At 47.4% G+C, this 26,086-nt stretch carries 24 protein-coding genes; 9 read left to right on the forward strand and 15 right to left on the reverse strand.

Translation table 11 applies throughout. From position 1 onward, the window contains the following. Window positions 1-222 precede the first annotated feature (222 nt). The 6 genes from Q7V32_RS11055 to Q7V32_RS11080 all read right to left on the reverse strand — a co-directional run bounded on the left by Q7V32_RS11055 (window position 223) and on the right by Q7V32_RS11080 (window position 8,107). Complete coding sequence (locus Q7V32_RS11055) at window positions 223-3,054, reverse strand: EAL domain-containing protein (RefSeq protein ID WP_304897036.1); 2,832 nt, start codon at window positions 3,052-3,054, stop codon at window positions 223-225. 4 nt (window positions 3,055-3,058) lie between these two features. After that, complete coding sequence (locus tag Q7V32_RS11060; RefSeq protein ID WP_304897037.1) at window positions 3,059-4,102, reverse strand: hypothetical protein; 1,044 nt, start codon at window positions 4,100-4,102, stop codon at window positions 3,059-3,061. Between the two features lie 335 nt (window positions 4,103-4,437). Next, window positions 4,438-4,560: a hypothetical protein gene (locus Q7V32_RS11065; RefSeq protein ID WP_304897038.1), complete on the reverse strand. Its 123-nt coding sequence runs from the start codon at window positions 4,558-4,560 to the stop codon at window positions 4,438-4,440. A 367-nt stretch (window positions 4,561-4,927) separates the two neighbouring features. Continuing rightward, window positions 4,928-5,431, reverse strand: coding sequence for a hypothetical protein (locus Q7V32_RS11070; protein ID WP_304897039.1), 504 nt, complete (start codon window positions 5,429-5,431; stop codon window positions 4,928-4,930). A 171-nt stretch (window positions 5,432-5,602) separates the two neighbouring features. Next, window positions 5,603-7,846: a heavy metal translocating P-type ATPase gene (locus tag Q7V32_RS11075; RefSeq protein ID WP_304897040.1), complete on the reverse strand. Its 2,244-nt coding sequence runs from the start codon at window positions 7,844-7,846 to the stop codon at window positions 5,603-5,605. 48 nt (window positions 7,847-7,894) lie between these two features. Further along, window positions 7,895-8,107 (reverse strand): heavy-metal-associated domain-containing protein, encoded by a 213-nt coding sequence (locus Q7V32_RS11080; protein ID WP_304897041.1) that lies wholly within the window; start codon window positions 8,105-8,107, stop codon window positions 7,895-7,897. A 140-nt stretch (window positions 8,108-8,247) separates the two neighbouring features. On the opposite strand from Q7V32_RS11080, the gene Q7V32_RS11085 reads away from it, so the two are divergent. The 7 genes from Q7V32_RS11085 to mutM are packed head-to-tail and all read left to right on the forward strand — an operon-like array spanning window position 8,248 to window position 14,456. Continuing rightward, window positions 8,248-9,447 carry an EAL and HDOD domain-containing protein gene (locus Q7V32_RS11085; RefSeq protein ID WP_304897042.1) on the forward strand — a complete coding sequence of 400 codons (1,200 nt, stop codon included), beginning with the start codon at window positions 8,248-8,250 and terminating at the stop codon, window positions 9,445-9,447. Continuing rightward, window positions 9,444-9,896 carry a rhodanese-like domain-containing protein gene (locus Q7V32_RS11090; RefSeq protein ID WP_304897043.1) on the forward strand — a complete coding sequence of 151 codons (453 nt, stop codon included), beginning with the start codon at window positions 9,444-9,446 and terminating at the stop codon, window positions 9,894-9,896. The genes Q7V32_RS11085 and Q7V32_RS11090 overlap by 4 nt, the downstream gene beginning before the upstream one ends. Before the next feature lie 8 nt (window positions 9,897-9,904). Continuing rightward, a complete protein-coding gene (gene hflD, locus Q7V32_RS11095; protein WP_304897044.1) occupies window positions 9,905-10,528 on the forward strand; it encodes a high frequency lysogenization protein HflD in 624 nt (207 codons plus the stop codon). An 11-nt stretch (window positions 10,529-10,539) separates the two neighbouring features. Next, entirely contained in the window at window positions 10,540-11,493 is a 954-nt protein-coding gene (locus Q7V32_RS11100) for an ABC transporter ATP-binding protein (RefSeq protein ID WP_304897045.1), read from the forward strand. Next, window positions 11,490-12,236: an ABC transporter permease subunit gene (locus tag Q7V32_RS11105; protein WP_304897046.1), complete on the forward strand. Its 747-nt coding sequence runs from the start codon at window positions 11,490-11,492 to the stop codon at window positions 12,234-12,236. Before Q7V32_RS11100 ends, Q7V32_RS11105 begins: the two co-directional genes overlap by 4 nt. Window positions 12,237-12,238: 2 nt before the next feature. Beyond that, window positions 12,239-13,585 (forward strand): GldG family protein, encoded by a 1,347-nt coding sequence (locus tag Q7V32_RS11110; protein WP_304897047.1) that lies wholly within the window; start codon window positions 12,239-12,241, stop codon window positions 13,583-13,585. A 55-nt stretch (window positions 13,586-13,640) separates the two neighbouring features. Continuing rightward, complete coding sequence (gene mutM, locus Q7V32_RS11115) at window positions 13,641-14,456, forward strand: bifunctional DNA-formamidopyrimidine glycosylase/DNA-(apurinic or apyrimidinic site) lyase (RefSeq protein WP_304897048.1); 816 nt, start codon at window positions 13,641-13,643, stop codon at window positions 14,454-14,456. A 97-nt stretch (window positions 14,457-14,553) separates the two neighbouring features. Here the strand turns inward: mutM and rsfS are convergent, their stop codons facing one another. Genes rsfS through Q7V32_RS11130 form a run of 3 tightly spaced genes read right to left on the reverse strand, consistent with a single transcriptional unit; the run spans window position 14,554 to window position 16,798 of the window. After that, on the reverse strand, window positions 14,554-14,910 hold the full coding sequence (gene rsfS / locus Q7V32_RS11120; RefSeq protein WP_304897049.1) for a ribosome silencing factor: 357 nt from the start codon (window positions 14,908-14,910) through the stop codon (window positions 14,554-14,556). A 25-nt stretch (window positions 14,911-14,935) separates the two neighbouring features. Beyond that, on the reverse strand, window positions 14,936-15,559 hold the full coding sequence (nadD, locus tag Q7V32_RS11125; protein WP_304897050.1) for a nicotinate-nucleotide adenylyltransferase: 624 nt from the start codon (window positions 15,557-15,559) through the stop codon (window positions 14,936-14,938). After that, complete coding sequence (locus Q7V32_RS11130) at window positions 15,560-16,798, reverse strand: glutamate-5-semialdehyde dehydrogenase (protein WP_304897110.1); 1,239 nt, start codon at window positions 16,796-16,798, stop codon at window positions 15,560-15,562. 295 nt (window positions 16,799-17,093) lie between these two features. On the opposite strand from Q7V32_RS11130, the gene Q7V32_RS11135 reads away from it, so the two are divergent. Beyond that, complete coding sequence (locus tag Q7V32_RS11135; RefSeq protein WP_304897051.1) at window positions 17,094-17,531, forward strand: DUF3465 domain-containing protein; 438 nt, start codon at window positions 17,094-17,096, stop codon at window positions 17,529-17,531. A gap of 154 nt (window positions 17,532-17,685) precedes the next feature. Further along, on the forward strand, window positions 17,686-19,347 hold the full coding sequence (locus Q7V32_RS11140; RefSeq protein ID WP_304897052.1) for an AarF/ABC1/UbiB kinase family protein: 1,662 nt from the start codon (window positions 17,686-17,688) through the stop codon (window positions 19,345-19,347). Window positions 19,348-19,392: 45 nt separating this feature from the next. On the opposite strand, the gene Q7V32_RS11145 is transcribed toward Q7V32_RS11140, so the two are convergent. The 6 genes from Q7V32_RS11145 to fliF all read right to left on the reverse strand — a co-directional run bounded on the left by Q7V32_RS11145 (window position 19,393) and on the right by fliF (window position 26,079). Further along, a complete protein-coding gene (locus tag Q7V32_RS11145) occupies window positions 19,393-20,631 on the reverse strand; it encodes a flagellar hook-length control protein FliK (protein ID WP_304897053.1) in 1,239 nt (412 codons plus the stop codon). 168 nt (window positions 20,632-20,799) lie between these two features. After that, entirely contained in the window at window positions 20,800-21,249 is a 450-nt protein-coding gene (gene fliJ / locus Q7V32_RS11150; RefSeq protein ID WP_304897054.1) for a flagellar export protein FliJ, read from the reverse strand. 14 nt (window positions 21,250-21,263) lie between these two features. Beyond that, window positions 21,264-22,613 (reverse strand): flagellar protein export ATPase FliI, encoded by a 1,350-nt coding sequence (fliI, locus tag Q7V32_RS11155; protein ID WP_304897055.1) that lies wholly within the window; start codon window positions 22,611-22,613, stop codon window positions 21,264-21,266. Next, window positions 22,610-23,332 (reverse strand): flagellar assembly protein FliH, encoded by a 723-nt coding sequence (locus Q7V32_RS11160; protein ID WP_304897056.1) that lies wholly within the window; start codon window positions 23,330-23,332, stop codon window positions 22,610-22,612. Before Q7V32_RS11160 ends, fliI begins: the two co-directional genes overlap by 4 nt. Further along, window positions 23,319-24,323: a flagellar motor switch protein FliG gene (gene fliG, locus Q7V32_RS11165; RefSeq protein WP_304897057.1), complete on the reverse strand. Its 1,005-nt coding sequence runs from the start codon at window positions 24,321-24,323 to the stop codon at window positions 23,319-23,321. The genes Q7V32_RS11160 and fliG overlap by 14 nt, the downstream gene beginning before the upstream one ends. Next, window positions 24,316-26,079: a flagellar basal-body MS-ring/collar protein FliF gene (gene fliF, locus Q7V32_RS11170; RefSeq protein WP_304897058.1), complete on the reverse strand. Its 1,764-nt coding sequence runs from the start codon at window positions 26,077-26,079 to the stop codon at window positions 24,316-24,318. Before fliF ends, fliG begins: the two co-directional genes overlap by 8 nt. Between the last annotated feature and the right edge of the window lie 7 nt (window positions 26,080-26,086).

Below are 26,086 nucleotides of genomic sequence, written 5' to 3' on the forward strand. Positions count from 1 at the left end.
GGCAAACCCTGGCAACGCCCTGCTGAAATCTATGTATTCCCTACAACCGTCATTGACTGTCATTCTCTAAATAAGCCAGCAGCATTACACGTTCTTAATCCGGGCTAAGCAAGTGGCGTATTGTATAACAAGCTTGAGTGACTGTGACGTTTGAAATGTTCCCCTTATCCTAAAAAGAATAATTGAAAGGCTCAGAACCGTGCTAGCGAAGGAGGTATGCGGTTACAGTGTCAAAGGACTTGAGAAGGAAAGGCTAGCCGATTGGTTATCAACCCGCTCATCGAAAAAACTACCCCGGGCATACTCGACACCCATTTGTTCAACCAATGCGAGAACACGGTCGCTCTCCACATCGTCAACAATGACCTTCTTGCCGAAGGCGTGGATAACATCGACTAAAGCCCGCACATACATATTATCTTCTTTATGTTGATCCATTCGCTTTATAAAAGAGCCATCAATGCGGACGTAATCAATGGGCAATTGTTTCAAATAAAAAAATGAAGAAAATTCCACTCCGAAATCACTCAAACAAAACTCACAGCCAAGCAACTTGATTTCGTTAATAAAATTGTGCGATTGAGTCAAGTGCCCAAGCACATAGCGCTCGTTTAAATCAAAAATGATTTGCCTGGGATCAATTTGGTAATTTTTCAGTAGCGAACCGATCAATTCAATACTATCAACCTGTGTCACTGAGGAGCCAGAGAGCGCCAGACTGAGTTTGACTTTTTTATTGCTCCGTTTCATTTTCGCAATAATTTCAAAAGCTCTGACTATCGATACGCGGTCCAATTGTTCAGCTAACTCGAGTTGCTCAATGACCTGACCATATTCCCTGGATAGGGGGATATCGCCGTTTGGCGAGGCTAAGCAAATTGAACATTGATAAAAGCCGACCTGTCTTAGATGGACATCAAAAACCGGTGTAAAACTTAATACCCCGTCATCGTTTTCCAACAGTTGCTGTATCTGCCGGATAGTGTTCTGATTCAGATTAGCTTCGTACTTATTTGTAAGCGTCTGCTCATAAACATAATAAAAGTTTTTCCCATTCAGTTTGGCATAGTTCATTGCCCGTTCTGCATTCGCGACCAAGTGATCCGGACTATCTGCATGCAGAGGATAGAAAGCGATGCCGATGTTGGTGGCTATTTCTCCGTACTGGCTGCCCAAGATTAATTTCAACGAACTGATCCGTTTGATCATCTTCTGTGCCAGGGACACTACCCCCTGTGTCTGAGCATCCGGCAAAATCAGGACAAGCTGGCTTTCGCCGATCCGACACAGCAAATCGGTTTCGCGCATGAACTGCTTTAAATGACTCGCCACTTTCACCATGACTCTTTTATCAACTGCCTGAGCGACTGCCTCCTGAGCCAAGTCAAGGTGCTGCATATCAAAATAAAGCAGTGCCACTGCATGTCCGTAACGTTTTGCTATATTCAAAGCTTGCGGCAGTTCTCGTTGAAATCGCTGCCGATTGCCCAGTCCGGTTGCCGGATCAAAAGACGCCATTTTCAACATTTTCTGTTCGGTCTGTTTTTCAGCGCTAATATCCATTCCCAGCGAGAGAACTATCGGTTCACTGCCTTGCCGGTTTGAATTAAAAAGCGTATGAATCCAAAAAACATGTAGAAAACTTCCGGTGCTGCTTATGAAGCCGCCCTCTATCTGAACCGGGTGCGTTGATTTGGATAAACGTAACTGGTCCAGCTGATTCAGATGGTGCGCTTCTGCCGGTGGCAGATACAGATCGAAAAGTCGCCCAATTACCTTATTTTTTTCTTCACCAAAGACCTTCACACCCTCTTGATTGATAGTCAATATTTGCCCGTTGACTTTTTGCGTCAGCATGATGACTGGCGCAGAATTGACTAACTCCTGGATAGAATCGCGTTCAGAGGCTAATTCCTGACTTTTTTCTAAAATTTGCAGCGTATTTTTGCGGACTATGTGTTCTAAATTTTCCAGCTGCAGGGCTAGGGTCAAAACTGTATCATTCAGTTTATCGACTTCATCGAAACCCAAACTCAACCATTTTTTTTGAACGAGCTCTTTCCTGAATTGATTGTACTCATGCGTTGCCAAAAGAGGCAGCGCCTTGGCAAGGTGAGCAATACGCCGTAAAAAAAACCATGACACAAGGACTAATACCGCTAACGAGCAAAGTAAGCTCATCACACCCTGTATCCAGACTTTTTCCAATTGAATATCCAGCAGGCGAATATTTCCGGTAATTTCCTCGGCAATCAGTAAAAACGGCGCCTGAGTCGAACTATCCAGTCTCAACGGTCGAATTCTTACTTCATAAACCTGATCATTAACCGTTAAGGTTCCGCTCTTGTTTAATAACTGCTCGAATGTGTAGCGTTCGGTCAGGTAAGCGAACAAATCAAAATCCAATCCCGCAAAAGTCTTGGCTGAAAGCGCGTAGGGCCAGCCGTTGGTTAACTTTTTAGGAGAATCCATCAAAACACCCACATCGACGCGAGTGGCCTCTTTGAATTTGATGACGGTATCGGCGAACGTTCTAGCCATACTGAATGCGCCGACCAGAGTGCCTTTACCCATTACCGGCACAATCACTTGTTGATAACAGGACGTTTGCGAACAAATGATGGTATGAACAGGCGATTCCGATTGCAGCATCTGATCGATAAGCGCACGATCGGTATTAATTTTTCTTCCTCTGGATTTTATTTTTAAGCCGGTGGCGTCAAAGACCGTGATATTTTCCAAGCCCCAGATAAACTCCCATTGTTCCCAATTACGGTCAAAAACACTGAGCATTTTTTGATCGGAATTATGATTGAACTCTTGAGCATTCAGGACGAACAGCTCTGCTAACTGTTCCAGATTCTGGAATGAATCCTCAGATAACATTTTCGCCAGATTATCCTGTTTATTGCGCAACAACATCCGCTCTTCGCTGAATCCTTGTTTCGCATCAGAATAAGCAAAATAGGCAAACAGACAGTTTAATAGAATAAAAATACCGCCGAACAGTAAGGCTAACTTCCATCGTAAACTGAGAAAAAAGGAGGTTTCCATCCCGCTAAAACCGGTAAGAAAGCTGCAAACCGGACAAATCCCAATACTTTTGCGAGCTGTTAGGATCAGGATTATCGGCTGATGGTATCCAGGCGGTTCCTTCTATACGATGATACTCAGCCCTGAGCATCCAGTAATAGGTCACATCCCAACGCAGGCTAACCATCCAGTCTTTGGCATAGATCACATGATCAGGCACACCTAGACGCTCCACCCTATCACCTTGTTTGTCATTGTTATCCAGGTACAAAACATTATATCTAATTGCGCCTTGCAACTGAGGTATGAAGCGGTAGGTGCTTTCAACATACCAGCTTTGTGTCACGGATTCTTTATCCGGAAATGAACGACCAAAACCGCTAAAACGATTCCATTGATATAAGTATTCACCGGTCAAACCGAACTTCTCCCCATTGAATTGAGCGGAAAATACCAAAGGGCGAAAAGAAAGATAGCCCGCTCCGATACTGTCACCTTTAACGGGGTCATATTGCAATTCAAGATCGACATAGCTAACGGCAAAAACATACCGACCACCCATCATTTCATAATTCAGTTGGGTAGCAAACCCCGGCTTACCGTCCAACTCCCCTTGAGAAAAAGGCCCAAGCACTGCGATCATGATTTCCTTGTCTGTTTGCGGCATGCCGAAAACCAGCTTATAGGACAAATCACCCCATTCATCGGTGTGATCAAAATAAAGTGCCCCGCCATCCATGGACACGAATAATGAACGTGATCTGTCAAAATAAATACCTTGCGCCAGCAAAACTCCCGGATGAGTAAATGAGACATCCCGGGTCTCGTTATACAATCCATAGGGGACTTTTACTCTTCCTCCACGCAGCCCTACTCTTAGATCGTCAATATCAAGTATCGATAAATCGACTAAGCCATAGTCCAACCTGAACGATCCGGGATCAACATCCCCTGCACGACGATACAAGCCTTGAGCTGCGACTGTAAGCCTGTCCATGGGTCGGTATGACAGATTTAAACCGATTTCGGTCAGCCCAGGCGACAAGCCATCATCACTCTTTCCATACATATTATTATCTGAAGAATGAAAAATGCCCTGCGTCAAAAAACCATGCATTTGCAAGCTATCAGGCAGCAGATCCTGAAATGCAAAATCTGACGCACTGAAATCCGAAGCCGCACAAAAAGAAGCGAAGCAGCAAACGATCAGACAAAAGCATTGTTTTGAGGTCACTTTCAACAGCTATCAACACAGCTCTGAAATAGCAAGCCTGCTATCATCTGATCAGTTTTCATTCTAAAAGTCCTGTTGTTAATAGGCTGGGTTCAAATCAAGGATCAATGTCCGGAATTCATCCGACAGAAAAGATGGCTAAAGACGGCTAAGGAGCATTTGAAATTTTATTACGGCATGATGCCGTCACTGATAATAAACACAGAATGAGTCAATGAGCGACCGTAGTCCTGATTGTCTTTTATACAAGAACTTTCAATTTCATAACCGATAATGTTCCAAATTTGGGACATTGCGCACAAAAAAAGAGCTTGAAGTATGGGACGAAAAACCAATAATACGGGCTGTCATTAACGCAGGCACTCATGCCGGACAGCATAAGAGCATGATTACGAATCCCGTATTTTAAATCTGGCAAAGTTGAAGTCTATACCCCGAAAAAACCGACACCTCGCCTGTCGGCACTAACGTTTAAACCACTTCATTCAGTCTCAATGCGATTTAAAGCCGCCATTACTGATTTAATTTATTGCGTGGCTTCGGTGCGAACGGGTAAAACCAATTACAAGCGCCGGTCTCAGGAAGAACGAGGTATAAATGCTATGCCCACTTCAGCTTAATCCAATAGTTTCAGCGGTTGAAAAAGAAATCAGGTAAAAATCAGTGCCAGCCGCCGTATTGTTTAGTTGGATCGCCTTTAAATCCGGCGGATGTCGATTTGCCACTGGCTTTTTTATTTTGACGTATCGCGTTAATCGCCGCTTGTGCCATATTGGCCTTGGTTATGCCGCCAATATCTCTGGCTGATTGAACCACTAAACTGGACATGGTCGAAATATCAAGCTGAGCCGGCATAGGGTCCAATACCACAGCCTCAAGAACACTATCACCCGCTGTCACTTCCAACACGACGGGATATTGAGCGCTGGCTGGAAGCGTAATCGCAAATTTTGAGTCGTTTGTGACATCCGAAGTAGCAACGGTTTTACCACCCGCATCTTTCGCTAAAATTTTGCCCTGCGTCACGGGTTCGTCTCTATCAGTCACTACACCTTCTATATGGGCGGCGGATACAGCTGGCTGACTTTTATTATCTGAATTTTCACCGCAGCCAAAAAGCAACAAACAAACCGACGCAGCGATAAGGTATTTAGAATAGTTCATAACATTCTCTTTATCTTAAGAATAATCATTTGATCCACGAAAAACACTAAAAGCACGAATGCAGTTAACGAGACACCTCATTCAAGCACGACATTCCTAAAGATGAATGGGCTACTTGCTGATTTTCAAGTGTCTTTCGGACATTCAGTGAATTAACAGCCGTTTTTAAGTTTAAAGTTTAATCCAGCGAAGACGATTCGCATTGGTCACGACGGTCACAGATGACATCGCCATCGCCGCACCTGCAATCATAGGATTGAGCAGTACGCCGAATAAAGGATAGAGCAATCCGGCAGCCACCGGAATACTGACGGTATTGTAAAAGAAAGCACCCACCAGGTTTTGCTTGATGTTGATAACAGTCATTTTAGATAAGGCCATCGCCTCGGATACCTTTAATAAAGAACCTTGTAAAATGACAATGTCAGCACTTTCAATTGCCACATCGGTACCTGTACCTATGGCAAAACCGACATTAGCCTGTGCCAAAGCAGGCGCATCATTGATACCGTCACCCACCATACCCACCGTTTCACCGGCATCCTGAAGTTGTTTGACCACTTTCGCTTTATCTTGCGGCAGGACCTGAGCCCGGACTTCAGTAATACCTGCCTGATCGGCAATCGCTTTGGCTGTAACCGGATTATCGCCGGTCACCATAATGATCCGAACACCTTGTTCCTTCAATTTGGAAATAGCAGCCGCCGAATCTTTTTTGATCGGATCGGTTACGCCTATTATTCCGGCTATCTGTCCGTCTACTGCCAGTAATACGGGCGTCTGGCCTAACGCGGAAAGCGCCTCAAGCGTAGACTTATGCTCGCCATGCTCTACACCTTTGACTGCCATTAAAGCCGCGTTTCCAAAATAAACGGAGCGGCCTTGAATTTCAGCACAAACGCCATGACCTGCAACTGCTTCAAAATGCTGAGACTTGCTTAAATTTATCTGCTTGACTTCGGCGGCTGAAAGAATCGCCCCCGCCAAAGGATGTTCAGAACCTGACTCAATACTGGCCGCTAATTCAAGCACTGTTTCTTCAGAAAAATCACCTACAGCTTTAATAGAGGCAACAGTGGGCTTACCCTCCGTTACCGTTCCTGTTTTATCCAGAATGATGGCCGTTAGTTTTCCAGCGGTCTGAAGCGCCTCGCCTTTACGAATCAGAATACCGGCCTGTGCGGCTCTTCCTACTGCAACCATCACGGAAATGGGTGTCGCCAGACCCAGCGCACAGGGACAGGCAATCACCAGTACCGTCATGGAGGTAACAAAGGCATAACCCAGCGAAGGCTCCGGCCCAAAGGTATACCAAACAATGAAGGTAAACAGGGAAATCAGCACCACGCCGGGCACAAAAACACTTGAGATTTTATCGGCCAAACGCGCAATCTCGGGCTTGCTGCTTTGCGCCTGCCTGACACTTTTGATGATCTGAGCCAACGCCGTATCACGTCCGATACGAGTCGCCTGGAACATGAAGCTGCCTTTTTGATTCATCGTACCGGCTACAACCTGAGCGCCTTTAATTTTTTCTACTGGGATCGGCTCACCGGTCAACATCGATTCATCAATCGTCGAATGACCTTCCGTTACAGTGCCGTCGACAGGAATCTTTTCTCCCGGCCTGACGCGCAAAATATCGCCAAGGCCAACATCCTCAATTGCAATATCCTGCTCTATCCCTTCCCTGACAACCCGAGCCGTTCGGGGCTGCAAACCAATCAATTGGCGAATCGCACTCGAGGTTTTGCCTCTGGCCAGTGTTTCCAGTCCGGACCCCAAATTGATGAAGGCGAGAATGACTACGGCGGCCTCAAAATACGCATGTTTTGCCAATGAGGGCAAATTAGCCGAATAATCAATGACAATACACGAGAACAACCAGGCTGAACCTGTGCCTAAGGCAATCAGCGTATCCATATTGGCTTGTTTTAATGTCAGCGCTTTGACTGCACCGCTGTAAAAATGCCAGCCGGAATAAATCAATACGCCCAAGGTAATCAACGCCAGCTGTGGCCAGAACCACTGTCCGTTGGCCGAGCCAATTTCAGGAAACCATTCAAAATGCTCGCCCAGCATCAAAAAGACACCCAGGACACCGGCAACGCCCGCTTTTTTCATCAAATCCTGATAGCGCTTCGTCTCTAATGCTTCCTGGGCCGACGGATCTTCCAATCCTTCCATGATTGCAGCATCAAAGCCTGCTGAAATAATTGCCTGTTTCAATAAATCAGGATCCGCATCGCCTTTGACATAAGCCGAGTGGTCCGCAAAATTGACCGTTACCTCCAATACACCCGGAACCTCTTTGAGCGCTCCTTCAACAGCACTGACACAACCCGCGCAGCGCATACCCAAAATGGATAACCGGAGAGCATTATTTGTCGTGTCGTTTTGAATTGCCGCACTCATAAGATTGCCTTTTAGCCGTATTTACAAAAAAATTATCAAGGACTTAGTCTATTCTTCCACCAAAAAACCAGCCTCAGAAATAACGCTTTTTATCGCGTCCAGATCGATTTTGGCAGCATCATATTCCACAGAGACTTGATTTTCCTTGAATGAAGCACTGGTTGAGAGCACGCCTTCCAATGCCTCCAACTTGCCGTTGACGTTTGCTTCGCAACCGCCACATTTCATTCCCTTGACTGTTAACGTTACCTTTTCCGACATACATTGTCTCCAAAACACAAGTTAGTAATAGAATTCAGACGCCCTCGACTTAACAAGAGCAATCATGCTATAAATCGTGAGTATTCTCAAATTTATATGATTCTCACAGCTTACCGGGCAGTTATTGATCTGACAACTGAATGAAAGATTTCCTTATAGCTCGCCAAGAGATATTCAATCGAAATTTAGAGATTTCCGCTTATGAAATTCTATTCAGGGGGAAAGACTTTGATCTGAGCCAGGATAATCAGGCCAGTCAAGCAACCCACCAAGTTATCACCGACACCATTCTTGAGATAGGCATCAACCGCCTGGTGGGCAACCATAAAGCCTTTATCAATTTCACTACCGGCAATATTCTCGACAAAACACCTCTTGCCCTGCCCAAAGACCGTGTTGTGATCGAGATTCTCGAAAATACCGTCATCGATCAACGAATCATAGAAAATTTACAGGAATTATCGGAGTCAGGTTACACAATTGCCTTGGATGATTTCATCTTTTTACCCGAATGGGAACCTTTAGTAAAACTGGCCGACATCATCAAGTTGGACGTCTTGGCCATGGATACCAAGGAGTTAAATCTCACCATCGACAGGCTTTCATCCTACAAAGCCCAATTGCTGGCCGAAAAAATTGAAACCCGCCAACAGTTTGAAATGCTGCGTGATCGCGGCTGTCATTACTTCCAGGGCTTTTTCCTCAGCAAACCCAACATTGTTGAAGGAAAACGCTTAGGCATTGACCAAACCGCCTTGATCAAGTTGTTAGCTACCATCAACAAGCCTGAAATGGTATTCGATGAGGTCAGCCGTATCATATCGCTGGATGCCACGCTGAGCTTCAAGTTACTTCACTACATCAATTCCGCATTTTTTGCAATTCCAAACAAGATTTCTTCCATCAAGCAGGCAATCAGCTATCTTGGCCTGATAGAGATAAAACGCTGGACCAACATTATTGCACTCAGTTCTTTATCCAACAAACCAAAAGCAATACTGCAAACCACCCTCATCAGAGGCAAAATGTGTGAACAAATTGCCCATTATCTCGGGAAAGATGCTGAATTGTTTTTTTTAATTGGTTTGTTTTCCAACCTTGATAACCTGATGGATATACCCATAGAGGAAGCTTTGGCGCAATTACCTCTGAGCCGCGATGTCAGCCAGGCCATAATCAACCATGAAGGGTTCGGTGGAGAATTGTTACTTTACGTTAAATCCTATGAGCAAGGCCTTCCGCAACTGGATACTTTTCAGAATTTGGAAGCCCATTTAATCAACTCCGCTTTCCTGGACAGCATCACCTGGGCTCAAAGCACTTTGGACAACTTATCATGATAAAACTTAGAAACGTCATCACCCCGCTACTTTTATTATTCAGTCTGCTACCGTCATTATTGCCGGCGGATGAATTAAATCAGGTAGACATTGCACAATTGATAGACTTAAGGGACCAGCAAAATGCGTTGATTATCGACATTCGCACGCCTCAAGAATGGGCGGCATCCGGACTGATTCCCCAAAGTTATCCGCTGACTTTTTTCGATGCCGATGGCCGTTTTGATATTGACCAATGGCAAGCCAAACTGGCTAAATTGCGCACGACTCCGGATCAAGCCGTAGTTTTAGTTTGCAAAAGCGGCAATCGAAGCGCTAAAGCGGGTCAAATACTGACCCAAACCCAGCAAATGAAAAATCTATATCACTTACAAAAAGGTATAGTGGGCTGGGTTACGGCAGGCAATCCTGTCGCCAGAAACTGTCCCAATCAACTCGCCTGCAGGTAACACTATCCATGCATCTGAATACCATTAAAAATCAAGCCATCGCTTTAGCCGGAGTTGCTCAATCGGCAGCTTTGGTGCAACAACTTGCAACCCAGGGAAAAACCGACCAATCCGCATTAGAAAACAGCGTTGCCAGTATTTTGAAAATAGAGTCTGACTCCGTCGAGGCTATTTTCAATGGCTTGAGCGGTATCAAGCTGGGCCTGGAACAACTGAATCAACAACTGAACGGCTTTCAAATTTCCAATCCTGAACAAGCCCGCTATGCGGCTTCGCTGGTCTTTCTGGAAAAGCAATTGTCTAAACGGCCGGATTTATTGAAAACCATCAGCCAAGGCATAGAAAAAGCACAGCAACAGCGCGATCATTTCGGTTTACTGCATGAAAATGTGTTTGCCAATTTAGGCGACACCTATCACAACACGATCAGTACCCTGCAACCCCGCATCATGGTGAACGGCGAACAGAACTATTTAAGTCAGCCTGAAATCGTCAACAAAATCCGTACACTTCTGCTGGCAGGTATCCGTGCAGCAATGTTGTGGCGACAATGTGGCGGCACCCGCTGGAAATTTCTTTTTTACCGCAAAAAATTACAAGCAGAAATTGAAAATCTGTTGAAACAAATTTAGTCCATTACTTCATGAAGCTGATAGAAGCTGAAAATCTATACCGTTATTACGGCAAACACTGTGCTGTTCATGATCTCAGCTTTTCATTAGCCCGAGGGGATGTCCTGGGTTTTCTGGGACCTAACGGCGCGGGCAAAACAACGACGATGCAGATGTTGTGCGGCAATCTGGCCCCCAGTGCCGGCAGAATCATCATCAATGGCCACGACCTGCTGGACTCACCGGTAGCCGCTAAACGCAACATCGGCTATTTGCCAGACACGCCGCCGCTTTACCGCGAATTGACGGTGGATGAATTTCTAAGCTATTGCGCACAACTGCATCAGGTTCCACGCGATCAAATCAAACCGGCAACGACAACGGCCAAGGAGAAATGCGGTCTGACCAGCGTATCCGACCGACTGATCGCACATTTATCGAAGGGATACCAGCAGCGGGTAGGCATTGCTCAGGCGATTTTACATAGCCCCGACATCATTATTCTGGACGAACCGACTGTCGGACTTGATCCTATCCAAATCAGGGAAATTCGTAGTTTAATTCGCGAACTGGGCCAGGCTCATGGCGTAATCTTATCCACACACATTTTGAGCGAAGTTCAGGAATCATGTACGCATGTGCAAATTATTCAGGAAGGCCGGTTGATCCTGCATGAAACGATAAAAGGTCTCGAACAGCATATGAAAATGGCGACGGTTGAATTGACAACGCGAATTCCTGTCAATGCTGATTTATTAAAATCCTTGTCAGGCGTGTTATCAATTGAAATTCTGGCACCTTGCAAAATACAGGTACATTACGACAGCAGCCACGACCCGTCAGAGCAAATTGCATCGTTGACGATAGCTCAAGGCTGGGGCTTGCAGGAAATAAGTCCGATTAAACGCAGCATGGAAGATATATTTATTGCCCTCACCCAGGCGGCATCAGACAACAGTGCAAACACCAGGGATTCCCTGCCATGATTCGCACGATTGCCCTAAGGGAATTTAAAACACTGTTTTTATCGCCGCTGGCCTGGACAATACTGGCAATTATCCAGTTCATTCTGGCCTATCTGTTTTTGACTCAGGTTGAAACATTCATCAGGGTTCAACCTGAGCTGGCAACGATAGAAAACGCCCCTGGCTTGACCGATATTGTCGTGACACCGCTTTACAGTAATGCTGCGATCATATTGATGCTGGTCACACCTTTATTGACCATGCGTCTGATTTGTGAAGAACGCCGGAATAAAACGCTGCCTCTTTTGCTGTCCGCACCGGTATCGAATACACAAATCATTCTCGGCAAATATCTGGGCATTATGGGGCTATTTTTTATAATGACCCTGCTGATCAGTCTGATGCCTTTATCCTTGTTAACCGGCGGCACGCTGGATTACGGAAAATGCCTGGCCAACCTGCTCGCCTTGTTTTTGTTGCTGTCGGCATTTACCTCGACCGGACTGTATATGTCCTGTATTGCCGGGCACCCGATCATTGCGGCTTTAGGCGCATTTGGTTTGCTGCTGCTGTTGTGGATAATGGATTTATCGACTGGCATCAAAGATCAACACAGCGAATTATTTGAGTACTTATCGCTGCTAAAGCATTTTCAAATGATACAAACAGGGCTGATCCGGAGCGTAGATCTAATTTACTTCGCGATTTTTATCCTGCTGTTTTTGATACTCAGCATCCGCAATCTGGATAACGAGCGCCTGTAAACATGAAACTGAGCCGCTCTATCCACCGCAAATTACGCATCAAAAACAGTCTGATCACGTGTCTGCTGATTTCACTGCTGGCTGGTTTGGCCTGGTTCAGCACCCAGTTTAATGCGCAGTGGGACATCACCGTCAATGCTGTCAACACGCTGTCGCCCGCCACGCAAAATGTGCTGAATTCATTGCACAGCCCTGTCAAAATAAGCGCTTATATCAAAAGAGATCCTTCGCTGCGCGCTCAGATCGCCCAACTTGTCGCGCGTTATACCGATTATAAACCGGACCTGACGCTCAGCTTCATTGACCCGGATTCCAATCCGAACCAAGCGCGTGAATTAAACATTGCATCGACCGGCACGCTGTTTGTCGACTATCAAGATCGACGCGAACGCATTAACTATCTTGATGAATCAACCTTAACCAATGCACTCACGCAACTGGCCTATGGCAATGATCGCTGGATCAGCGTTTTAACCGGTCATGGCGAGCGCGCCATAGACGGCCGTGCCAATTTCGATTGGGGTCAATTCGGGCAAGAACTGACCAAGCGCAACATCAAAGCACAGACATTGAATCTGGCTGAAATGCCAGCCATCCCCGATAACGCTCAATTGCTCATCTTGGCCAGTCCTACCGTCAAGCTGTTGCCCGGTGAAATCAACATTATCAAGCAGTTTCTCGATCAAGGCGGCCATTTTCTCTGGTTATATGATCCTGACAGCGCCGGCCAACCCGAATTGGAAAGCTATCTGGGAATCACCCGACTGCCCGGCACCGTCATGGACACCCAAGCGTTGCTCTATGGAGTCAACGATGCTTCATTTGTCCTGATTGGCCGCTATCCGCCTCATCCACTGACGCAAAACTTTCAGTTAATGACCCTTTTTCCTCAAAGCGCAGCGCTGGAGAGTCAAAATTCCACTGTATTTGATACTCAGGCATGGCTACAAAGTTCTGAAAAGTCATGGACAGAAACCGGTAGCCTGAGTGCCGATGCTGTTTTCAACGCGGGAGATCTTGAAAAACTGGGCCCCTTGGCAATTGCCTATGCCTTGAAACGTGAAATAGAAGGCCGTAAAGAACAACGCATTCTGGTGATGGGTGATGGCGATTTTATTGCCAATGCTTTTATCGGCAATGTCGGCAATGCTGACCTGGGCCTTAGGATCATCAACTGGTTAACCGGCGATGACCGCATGGTCGCCATCCCTATCAAAAAAGCACCGGATAAAGAACTGCTGTTGCCTCCGGTTGCCGTCGCCGTGATGGGTTTTGGCTTTTTGCTGATCATTCCGGCCGTATTGATCATTAGCGGTCTACTGATCTGGCGTAAGCGTAAACGCCGCTAACGGATTGTTTACTACTCACTCCCCATTTTATTGTTCCTCAAAAAAAGACCTTGCCATGCCTGAATTACCGGAAGTTGAAACAACACGACGTGGAATCCAATCCCATTTGGAAGGCAACGTCATTCAATCGGTTTGCGTCAGAGAATCACGTTTTCGCTGGCCGGTCACCGATGATCTACAACACATTTTGCCGGGACTGACCATCACGCATATAGCCAGAAGAGGCAAATACCTGCTGCTGAACACGGCATCGGGAACCTTGATCATTCATCTGGGCATGTCAGGCAGCCTGAGAATTGTGACGAACGGCATACCGCCCCAAAAACATGACCATATCGATTTTATATTCGCAGGCAACCTGCTGCTAAGGTTTAATGACCCGCGCCGGTTTGGGGCTGTGTTATGGACCGAGAAACCGGTTAATGAACATCCCTTGTTAAAAGATCTGGGGCCGGAACCGCTGGAAAGTGAATTTAACGGCGAACATCTTTATCATCAGTCGAAAAATAAAAGTCTGGCGGCAAAATCCTTCATCATGGACAGCCATACCGTCGTCGGGGTCGGAAATATTTACGCGAATGAGGCATTATTCATGGCCGGCATAAAGCCTACCCGCGCCGCGGGAAAGATCAGCCTGACCCGCTACCGCCACTTGGCCGATTGCATTCGGCTGGTACTGCAAAATGCTATTTCGCAGGGCGGCACCACCTTGAGAGACTTTGTCAATGAGGACGGAAAACCGGGCTATTTCAAGCAGCAGTTGAAAGTTTACGGACGGGGTGGTGAACCTTGCACGCTGTGTTTAAGTCCGCTCACCGAGATAAGAATCAGTAATCGAACCACTGTCTTCTGCAGTCATTGCCAGACATAAGCGGCTTTTCGATGTCAACTGAGAACTTCCCGAAACGCCGAGTTTATACCCGGCACCGGGAACTTGTATGGCTTATTGGTTAAAGCGTTGGATCCAATCAATCCTGCAAGGCATTAACCGCTTCTGCTTTATGCTCAATTGACCATAATTTTTCCAATTGATAGAACTGTCTAGCTTGATCGGTCATGACGTGCACGATCACATCTCCCAAATCCAGCAAGACCCAGTCCGACCCCAATCCGCCTTCCTGGCCCAACGGTTTATAGCCTTTTTCATTCAATTCGGCCACGACATAATCGACCAGAGATTTCAGGTGTCGATCGGAGGTACCGGTGGCCAAGACCATATAATCGGTGACAGAGGTTTTGCCTCGCACATCGATTACGGTAATGTTGTGTCCTTTGCGTTCATCCAAAACTTTCTGGACGATCTGTAATATTTCTTCTGGTTGCATTCAATTTCCTATGAGAGTGCGCTGATTAGCGCCGATAAAGTTGATTTTGATCAATATAGTTTATGACGGCGTCGGGTAATAAAAATCCCGGATTGCGCCCTTCGGCTACCATCTGCCTGATCGCTGTCGCTGAAATATCAAGTAGTGTGACACGCTGGAAAAATAAAGATCCGCAGGCCGTGTCTTTTAGTTTTTGTATCGAGTCGGTGTAACGCTGTTTTAAAACCTCATTCAGCTCGGCGTAACCCGAGCCAGGTCGGGTCATTACGACCACATGGGCATAATCAAACAATGCCTGCCAACGGTACCATTGACAAAGGTGCTCAAAAGCATCGCTACCTATAAAAAGCAGTAACGGCCTGTCCGCAGCCAGCGTCTCACGCAAAGAGGCCAGCGTGTCGACCATATAAGAAGGCCCGCCTCGGTCGATTTCGCGGGTATCGACCGTCATTCCGGACTGCCCTGCCAATGCGAGTTCCAGCATTCTGACCCGCATGTCCGCGGCCACGGAAGGCTCATCACGGTGCGCAGGAATAAAACAGGGAATCAGACGAATTTCATCCAGTTTGAATAGCTCTTTAACTTCCAGGGCTGTCCGCAAATGGCCGAAATGCACGGGATCAAATGTCCCGCCGTAAACACCTAACATCTATTCGCGTATATGACCATCACCCAGAACAACGTATTTGAGTGTCGTCAGGCCTTTAAGCCCAACCGGGCCCCGGGCATGTAATTTGTCGGTACTGATACCGATCTCAGCGCCCAAGCCGTATTCAAACCCATCGGCAAAACGCGTGGACGCGTTGACCATTACGGAGCTTGAATCGACTTCGCGTAAAAAACGTCGGGCCAGCGTATAATTTTCGGTGACGATAGCATCCGTGTGGGCCGAACCGTAGCGATGAATATGGTCAATCGCATCATCGATATCCGCCACCACCTTGATTGACAAAATTGGCGCCAGGTATTCGGTAGACCAATCTTCTTCGGTCGCTCTTAAACAGGGTGTAATAATCGAGCAGGTTTTAAGACAGCCGCGTAACTCCACGCCTTTTTCCCGGTAAATGGCGGCTAGCTTAGGCAATAAAGTAACGGCAATACCTTTTGCAATCAGCAAGGTTTCCATTGCATTACAAACGCCATAACGGTGAGTTTTTGCGTTGACGGCAATAGCCAAAGCCTTTTCATGATCAGCGGTATTGTCGATGTAGACATGGCAAATGCCGTCCAGATGCTTGATAACCGGAATCGTCGCTTCTTTGGTAATGCGTTCGATCAAACTTTTACCGCCACGAGGCACGATGACATCAACAAAGTCGGACATCGTGATCAATTCGCCCACAGCAGCCCTATCGATGGTTTCCACCACCTGCACCGCAGTAGCAGGCAGACCGGCAGCCTCCAATCCTTTGCTGATACACGAGGAGATGGCTTTATTGGAATGAATAGATTCGGAACCGCCTCTTAGAATGCATGCATTACCGGATTTGAGGCACAACGCGGCGGCATCGACCGTCACATTGGGGCGAGATTCATAAACGATGCCGATTACCCCCAAAGGCACCCGCATTTGTCCCACCTGAATACCACTGGGTCTGTAGGTCAGATCGGTGATTTCTCCGACAGGATCCGCCAACGCGGCCACTTGCTTTAACCCTTCGACCATTGACTTAATCCCTGAAGCCTTGAATTCCAGCCTGTCCAGCAAAGCCGAATCCAGTCCGCTATCCCTGCCTTTTTGTACGTCTTTGAGATTTTCCTCAATCAGCCAATCAGCATGCGTTTCGAGCATCTCTGCAATCTTCAACAAAGCCTCATTCTTCTTACCGCTGTCGGCGCGACTGATTTCTCTACCCGCTTTTCTGGCCTCACGCCCAAGGTTAAGCATGTATTCTTTGGTATTCACGTCGCTCACTCTTATACTTAAATAGTCGCGGCATTATATCGGCAGAAGGCAATCTTTAACAGCACAAGACGCTGAACCAGCAGCAATTCTCAATTTGAAAGGAAAAAAGGCTGGGGGAAGTTTTTCGAGGATGTCGGCAGCAGGGATGCAGCAGACAAGCCCCCTGGAAGGGTTTACGGCGATCCTCGAAAGGCTTTTTCCAGCCCAAAAGGAGCTGGAATTGCTGCTGAACCAGGATCTATCCCCGTTATTCATTAAAACTTGAGTCAAGCACCCTATGAAAAAACTGATTTACCTCGCGGTTCTTGCCGCCCTGATATTCGGCGCCCTGGAACAAAAAGGCAGCTTTATCCCCAACAGTGCGATGGAATCGCTCAATGGCGACAACATCGAGCTTGAAAGCGCGTTCTCAAACAGGCAAAGCAATATTCAAGTTCAAGGAGAAGGTCTGGTAACCCGACTCTTGCCTGACGACCTTAAGGGTTCAAGACACCAGCGTTTCATTCTGCAGATCAATGATCACCAAACCCTCTTGATAGCGCACAATATCGATCTTGCACCCAAAATCCATGATTTAAAAGAAGGGGATACCGTAGCGTTTTACGGCGAATACGAATGGAATTCAAAAGGGGGCGTCCTTCACTGGACGCACCATGACCCAAGAGGCCGGCACAGCTCGGGATGGTTAAAACACCAGGGACAGACTTATCAATGATGCAGACTCAGTCATCATTTGAATCTCGTAACTACTCGCATGCGCCTATTAGAAGTTAAAACTAGGAATTGCAGTCTCTGTCTATCGATACAGGACCCATAGCTATTAAAACGTTATAATCCGGTTATCGTGAATTCATCGAGAACGCTAAACAATGTTATTGGAAACTTTATCTGTCGCTAGGGATTTTGGCCGTGTGCATGAAATTACTTCAATTCTGATCCGTTATGGTTTCGGGGATTTGGTACAAAGGCTGGGCATCGCAGGTATCGTAGAACGCGCGGGACATGTGCTGCATTGGCACGAAATCGATGAATTAACCACTATGGAGCCGCCCGAGCGGGTGCGTCGGGTTCTGGAAGAAATGGGGCCGACTTTTGTAAAACTGGGACAAATTTTTGCCACCCGTCCCGACCTGTTTTCCCCTCCCTGGATTGCCGAATTTGAAAAACTTCAGGATCAGGCACGCCCCGCACCCATTGATAAAATCATGGCGCAACTCAGGGAAGACCTGGGCGCCGACCCCGAAACCGTTTTTGCGCTTTTTGACAAAACACCACTGGCTGCCGCCTCCATCGGCCAGGTCCACAAAGCTTTTTTAGAAGACGGCACACCCGTCATTGTTAAAATTCGCCGCCCCGGCATTCGAGCTGTCGTAGAAGCCGATTTACGCCTGCTGAATCAGTTAGCCGAAATCGCCGCCAAAGAGCTTAAAGATCTTCGCCGCTATAGTCCGCAGGATATTGTGCGTCAATTTACGCTGTCCATGAGGCGAGAACTGGACCTGGCGATAGAAGGCCGCAATTCCGAGCGAATGCGGACTAATTTCCGAAACCATCGGACCATCGTCATACCAAAAGTCTATTGGGAATGGACGTCTGAGCGCGTCAATGTTCAGGAGTTTATTGTCGGCATATCCGGCCATGACATGAAAGCATTAGATCAGGCCCGCCTGGACCGGAAAAAACTGGCCAAAGCCGGTGCGGATGCTGTGCTGAAAATGATACTGGAAGACGGCTTTTTTCATGCAGACCCGCACCCTGGCAACTGTTTTTTCCTGGAACAAAACCGGATTGCCTTTATCGATTTCGGCATGGTCGGCAGACTGTCGGAGGAACGCCGCAATCAAGTGATCAACTTGCTGCACGGACTGGTTGAACGAGATTCCGATCTGGTCGTAAAAATACTGCTGCGCTGGGCTGACAAGTCGTCCAATCATTACGACAATCTGATTATGGAAATCGATAACTTTATCGACCAGTACCATGATGTGCCGCTTAAAGACCTGAACATGGGCGAATTACTGATTAATCTGACGACGCTGTTACGGGATCACCAGCTGAATTTACCGGCAGACTTAACGCTGTTAATCAAAGCCTTTATCACGTTGGAAGGACTCGGCCGCCAACTCGATCCCAATTTTAATTTGGTCGTTGCTGCAACGCCGTTACTCAAACGGGCCTTTTTGCAGCGCTACAGCCCCGAATTTATAACTCGTAAAGGGCTAAAATCAGTGGCCACTCTGCTGGAAATGCTATCGGGTCTCCCGCAGGATCTGCATCGTATACTGGAAGATTTAAGACGAGGCGCAGTCAGTGTGCGTTTGGATATCACCCGACCGGATTGGCTGGGCAAAGAACTTGATCGCCTGGTCAACCGCCTGTCGGTGAGTCTGGTCACCGCTTCCATGATCATCGGAAGTTCCATCGTCTCAACCGTAGAAGGCGGAACGTCTTCTTTTATCGGCTTGACCGCTTTTATAGGCGCGCTGTTCGGCGGGCTTTGGCTGCTTTTTTCAATCTGGCGCAGCGGATAAGCGGTTCTGCCTACAGCCGAAAATAGGCCGCAGGCAGAACAAGCATCAAGCAAAAATACTCAGCAATCCCTGGCTTGCCGAAGCTCTTCCTTGATTTAAGGCCTCAGTTAAATCCAATCCGCCTTCTGCTTGTTCCGGCCGGCTGTCTGTTTCGCCATAAAGATTGGAGGGATCTTTGTCACCGCCTTGCATCATTTGACCGAAACCGGCCGAACGCCCTTGATCGTCCTGTGATTGCTGGGATACAGTCACATCGGCCAGATTTAGCTGTTGACCGCTCATCATTTCTCTCAATCTGGGGATGGCCGCCTCCAGCGCTTCTCTGACTGAGGCGTGTTGCGCTGAAAAAGTGATAGTCGCCTGGTCCTGATTCATGTCGATCCGAATACGCACAGGGCCTAAGTGCTGAGGATTAAGATTGAGTTCAGCCGCCGATAAGGAGCGATTATTCATCCAGACAATACGATCACCCAATTCACTGGACCATTCAGGATCAGCAAAGTTTTTAGACATGGCGGGCACATCGGTCTTAAGAATATTGGGGGTTTTATTATCAATTGAAAATTGCCTGTGTAAATGTGCAGTATCGATGGGCGATTTGGGTACGGTTTTTTCATTTCCGGCACCGTCACTGTCGCTCATTTTTTTATCAGTGGCCTCTGCACTTAATGCTGTCTTTGTCTCAGCTGCCGCCTTATCTTCGGCGGTTGCTGCATCAGCCGAAGAAAGCTTCAGATTCCCGGTCAGCACAGGCGCTTCGGTTTCTGTTTTAACCGGAGCGGCATCAATCATTTGACGCAGAGCAGGTAATTCAGGGTTATTCAGAACCGGATTCATTTGAGGCGTGACTTCCAGCAGGGGGCCGGCGAGATTATAAGGCTCAGCGTCTGTTTCATCGAGAACCTGATTCAGATCAGACGCCTCGATCAGAGCTTCGGATTTTTCCGTCATTGCCGTTGCCGCCTGTATATGTTCAAGGACTTCTTTTAGCGCTGAAAGGGTTTCTTCCAGATTGATTTCGCTTTCCGGTGCCTCGGCAAGCGACCCAAGCGGCAATTGATTTCCCGGCAAACCGGCAAATTCTTGCACAGTCTGACCGGCAGCCAATTCTTCAGGCGTCAGGGTCGACGCGTTAATGGCCTGCGTCAGCTTGCTCAGTTCAGCCATCAGAGAATCGGCAAAGGCGCTGCCTGTTAATCCTGAATCAGCAAGCGCTTGATCCAAGGTCGCAAACCCTAGATCGGCCGGCACCTGAGGGGTGAGTGGTATATTCTGAATATTCATTTTCTTAACTCCTGATTCGCCTGTTGACGCCGCATTGATTCTATCAACACCCTCAACAGTACAGTACATCAATCCCTAGACATTATTAATGACGAACAGGCAACAGACCGCCTTTATCATTGATTTCAGCTGAAAAATCCAAAGGATTTTCAGCTTTTCCATCATACTCTAAGCATTTCTTGTGCCACCGCGCCGCCCGCTTGACACTCTATCATCCTGCTCAAGTTGCTCACGCTTATCCTCTTCCTTTGATTCCATTTTTAACGCTTTATCACTGATTTTCTCAAGGTTTTCAGTCCGATTATGCAGATTAAGCCAGTTATGCCTTGCTCTGGAAACCTCGACCTCCAGTTGCGTGAGCGCTTGCTCCTGACCCTGAATTGCCTTGTCCAGCTTTTCAATAAAACTTCTAAACTCCAGCATTTGGCCTATCCTGGCCCCGGTTGAACAATGAAGATCAAACTTTGCTATGGTTTCCAACCTGTAATTTTTAAGCCCATCAATCTGCTCCTGCAATACAATTTGTTTTTGCTGAATGCGGCCAAATGCTTCCAGGGCTTTTTTTTCCTGATCCGCATTCAGATCAACGATAAGTTTTAAGCGGTCGGATTTTTTCACGGTTATCCACCTGTTTATTGATCAGCCAGTAACTGAGCCAATTGCTGAATACTGGCATTCACATCAACAGGCTCATCAATTCCTTGTTGAAGAAAGTCCAAAATAGCCGGCATTTTTTGTATCGCTCTGTCTATCTTTGGATTTGAACCGGGTTTATAAGCGCCGACATTGACCAAATCTCTGTTTTGTTGATAGGTCGAATACAAGCTGCGTAATTCCCGCACCATTTTCAAATGGTCGTCGTCGACAATGTCGGTCAGCACCCGGCTGACCGACGCTTCAATATCGATGGCTGGAAAATGCCCGGCATCAGCCAATGCCCGGGTCAGAACAATATGACCATCCAAAACGCCCCGCGCCGAATCCGCCACCGGATCGTTATGATCATCGCCCTCGGTGAGCACGGTATAAAAGGCGGTAATGGAACCACCCCCCTCATCACCGTTACCGGCTCTCTCCACTAAACGCGGAAGTTTGGCAAACACCGAAGGAGGATAACCCTTGGTTGCCGGCGGCTCATCGATAGCCAGCGCTATTTCCCGGTGCGCTTGCGCATATCGGGTCAATGAATCCATTAACAGCAGGACATCAAGCCCCTGGTCACGAAAATATTCAGCTATGCTGGTCGCCAGCAGCGCGCCATTGGTCCGCATCAAGGGCGGGTAATCGGCCGGTGTTGCGACAACAACGGCGCGTTTCAAGCCATCTTCACCCAAAATTTTCTGGACGAATTCATTTACCTCACGGCCCCGCTCACCAATCAGCCCCACTACAACAACATCGGCCGTCGTGAATTTTGTCATCATGCCCAGCAGTACGCTTTTTCCGACCCCCGTGCCTGCGAATAAGCCCATCCTTTGCCCCCGACCAACGCATAACAGCGCATTGATAGCCCGGATGCCGACATCCAAAGGCTCTCTAATCGGTTTTCTGCTGAGCGGATTGATAGGGATTCCCGTTAAAGAGACGCGTGCCTCGGTGATTAACGGCCCTTTATTATCCAGCGGATTGCCTGATCCATCCAGAACCCGACCCAGCAAATCGAAGCCTACTTTAGCCAATGATTCAACACCCAAGGGAATAACTCGGCAATCGGGTTCCAGACCATGAGGATCGCCAATCGGCATAAGAAATATTTTCTCTCCGGCAAAACCCACAACCTCGGACGGTATCATGCGCCCGCTTTTTGTCTCGACCATACAACGTGAACCAATAGGCGCTCTGCATCCAACCGCTTCCAGGGTTAAGCCCACCATCCGGGAAAGCTTCCCTTCAACAATCAGTTCGGGATGCTCCTGCAACCTTTCGCGATAAGGTTTTAAACGGTCCAACCAAATTTCGGAACGGTCTTCAAACAAGCTCATGACTCTTCATCTCCGCTACGACCACCCCCCAGCACTTTGGCGACAACCGCCGAAACCCGCGATTCTATGGTCGCATCGACCCGCGACATTTCGGTATCAACTTTACAACCGCCCCGGGTGATCAGGGGATCTTCAATTAAAACCCAGGGTGGAGAGATTTCATCCAGCACTAATACAGTACGAACCAATTCCGCATCTGCGGGATGCAAGGTCAGTGTGATTTTCTGAGAGGCAACAGGCAAAATACCAACAGCCTCTCTGACCGCTGCAACAATTTGACCTGGGTCCATCTTGATTTCCCGGCGAATGATCTGAGTAGCCATGGTAATCGCCAACTTGACCAGCTCGTTTTCTACCGCCTCATCCAGATTTTTCAACGGTTCACTGAGCAGTTCCATCACTTTGAATAATTCAGCAGCTTGATTGCTCAGAAGCTGAAAATTTTCTTCATAACCTTTCTTCAGCCCTTCTTCGTAGCCTTTTTCTTGTCCCTCTTGATGGCCTTGAGCAAAGCCCTCTTCGTGTCCTTTGGCAAAAGCCTCTTCTTGAGCTTTTTCCTGCATTTGCTCAATTTCGCTGACCGTCATTAACGGCGATCGGCTGCTCTCCTGCTCTGCCTGCGGGTGTTCGTTCTCGCCTTCTGAAACATTGGGTAAGGCCCAAAGGCTCAGTAACTCGAGTTCTTCCTCAGAAAAACGGCCGCCGCTAGACAAGCTCATCACTGCCGCCGCCTAGCATAATCTCGCCTGAGTCGGCCAGCTTTCTGGCAATAGCGAGAATTTCTTTTTGGGCCAATTCGACGTCGCTCAGCTTACTGGGCGGAGCGGCTTCAAGATCATCACGGAGCATTTCGGCCGCACGTTTGGACATATTGCCGAATATTTTGTTTTTAAGCTTGTCATCGACGCCACGCAAGGCCAGCAATAGCTGATCAGTGGATACTTCGCGCAGCAATGTCTGAATGCCTCGGTCATCAACCTCCACCAAATCAGCAAAAACAAACATTTTGTCCTGGATTTGTTGAGCAAGATCAGCGCTGTTTTGGCCAATATCCTCCATGACTGTTTCACTGATTCCGCCATCCAAAAAGTTAAGGATATTAGCCACTGCATCGATACCGCCGATGGCTGAAAGCTTCATAGCATCATTACCGGTCAGTTGTTTTTCCATGATTTCATCCAGTTCTCGAAGTGCGGCAGGTTGAATACCTTCCATCGTGGCTATTCTCATCAATATATCGGAACGCGTATTTTCAGGCAGCAGGCTTAAAACATCCGCTGCCAGATCGCTTTCCAGCAAAGTCAAAATAATGGCGATAATCTGAGGATGCTCCAGGCGAATCAAATCTGCAATTGAACGGGTATCCATCCATTTCAACTGTTCGATACCTTTACTGTTGGCTCCGAGTAAAATTCTGTCGATAATGTTGCCGGCCTTATCGGCACCGAGTGCACCGGTCAACATATTCCGAATGTACTCATCCGAATTCAAGCCCAAACCGGTCTGACGCTTGACGGTGGTAATAAATTCTTCAAGAACCCCATCAACCATTTCCGGTGTAATTTCACTGAGGCCAGCCATGGTCGCGCCGATAATTTGAACTTCCTTGGGCCCCATATGCTTCAATACCGCGGCCGCCCTGTCCTCTCCAACTGCAAGTAATAGCAGGGATGCCCGTTGAGCATAGTTTAATGCGTTACTCTCAGCCATCTTGTTTAATCCATACCTTAATGATTTGCGCTACCAGCATAGGATCTTCATCAACCAGTTTCTTGATATATTCCAGGCGTTTTTCATAACTTTGCGGCGCTTCCAGCAGCAACAAATCTTCGGTTTCGTCTGTTAATGCCCGCTGCTGCTGACTGTTTTCTTCACCGGCTGGAACCGCATAAGGAACACCGTTCTCATCAAAGGCCACCGTACCGCCCATCGCCTCAGCTTCAGCTCTTGCCATTGCCAGTGCTGCAGCTCTTTGTTCCTCTTCGGTTCTGGACACCAAGCCTCTCATTGTCGGTCTAAGTACAGCAAAGACCAGAAACAGGATCACTGCGACTGCGGCCAATTGTTTCATCAAGTCAATAAACCAAGGCTCATCCCATAAGTTGACAGCCGGTAAATCCTCGATTTCGTCAGGCGCTCTGAAGGCAACATTGGAAACGGTCACCTGATCTCCGCGGCTGGTGTCAAATCCTACAGCCTGCTTGATCAGATCATTGAAGCGATTAATTTCTTCTTGCGAATAAGGTTGTGAAACCGGCTTTCCGTCTTCACCGCTAATGTAACGGTCATCGACGACCACGGCAACCGACAATCTTTTTAATTGAGCCGTTGCCAAGCGCGTATGCGTGATGGTTTTATCCAGCTCAAAATTTCGCGTTGCACTTTTGCTGGATGAAGATGGTTTTGAGGCACCGGATTCTGCTCCTGAACCTTCTGTCGCAATTTCAGGAGCAACACCAGTCGGGGGAGGCTGATTCGATAATGCACCAGGCACGCCTTGAACCGAATTGGTGGAATTCTCATCTTCACGCGTTTGTTCGCTGCGCAACGCGGGTAAATCAGGATTAAACATCTCCTGCGTTTTTTCAGTAACAGTGAAATCCACATCCGCTGAAATTTGGGTCCTGAAGCCGTTGGTGCCAACCAAGGGTGTCAAAATATTTTGAATTCGCTCCATCAAATGATCTTCAATGTCCTTCTTGTATTCAAATTGTTTTGAGTTGAGGGAATTATCCGAATCCGATGCCAGAGTGTTCAATAAACGGCCTTTCTGATCCACAACGGTAATTTGACCGGGCTCCATCATCGGAACGCTGGATGCTACTAAATGAATAATAGATTCTATTTGCCCTTTATCCAAGGTGCGCCCCTGATACAGATTAACCATGACAGACGCACTGGGCTTTTTTTGTTTTCTGACAAATACGGACTGTTTAGGCAATGCCAGAATGACTCGAGCAGACTTGACATTCTGAATAGCCATTATGGTACGGGCAATTTCGCCTTCCAATGCCCTTTGAAAGCGGATCTGCTCAACATTTTTGCTGGTTCCATAGCTTTGCTCCTGATCCAACAGTTCGTAGCCTAAACTGGTACTCCTGGGCAATCCCAACGCAGCCAGTTTGAGTTTGAGTTCACGGATATCGGCAGTAGGCACCATAATTGCACCTGAACCGTTTTCCACCTTGAATTTGATGCCTTCCTTATCCAACACTTCAATAATTTCAGAAGCGTCTTTTTCGGCAATATCAGCAAATAACAGACTGTAAGAGGTCTCTTGTGACCAAAGAACAACGGCGATCGAAATAGCGATACTGAAAGCAAAACCCAATATCAAACCAATTTGACGAGGCATGCTTAAACCGGCAAAGCCCTTGATAAGCGGGTTAGCCTGTGTATTTGCGTTAGCTTCGCCAGTTTCCATGCTGGAGGCATTCACTATATTATTTCCGTTATCTTCGCTCATGGCCTTT

This window comes from Methylicorpusculum sp., from assembly GCF_030651835.1.
Classification (GTDB): domain Bacteria; phylum Pseudomonadota; class Gammaproteobacteria; order Methylococcales; family Methylomonadaceae; genus Methylicorpusculum.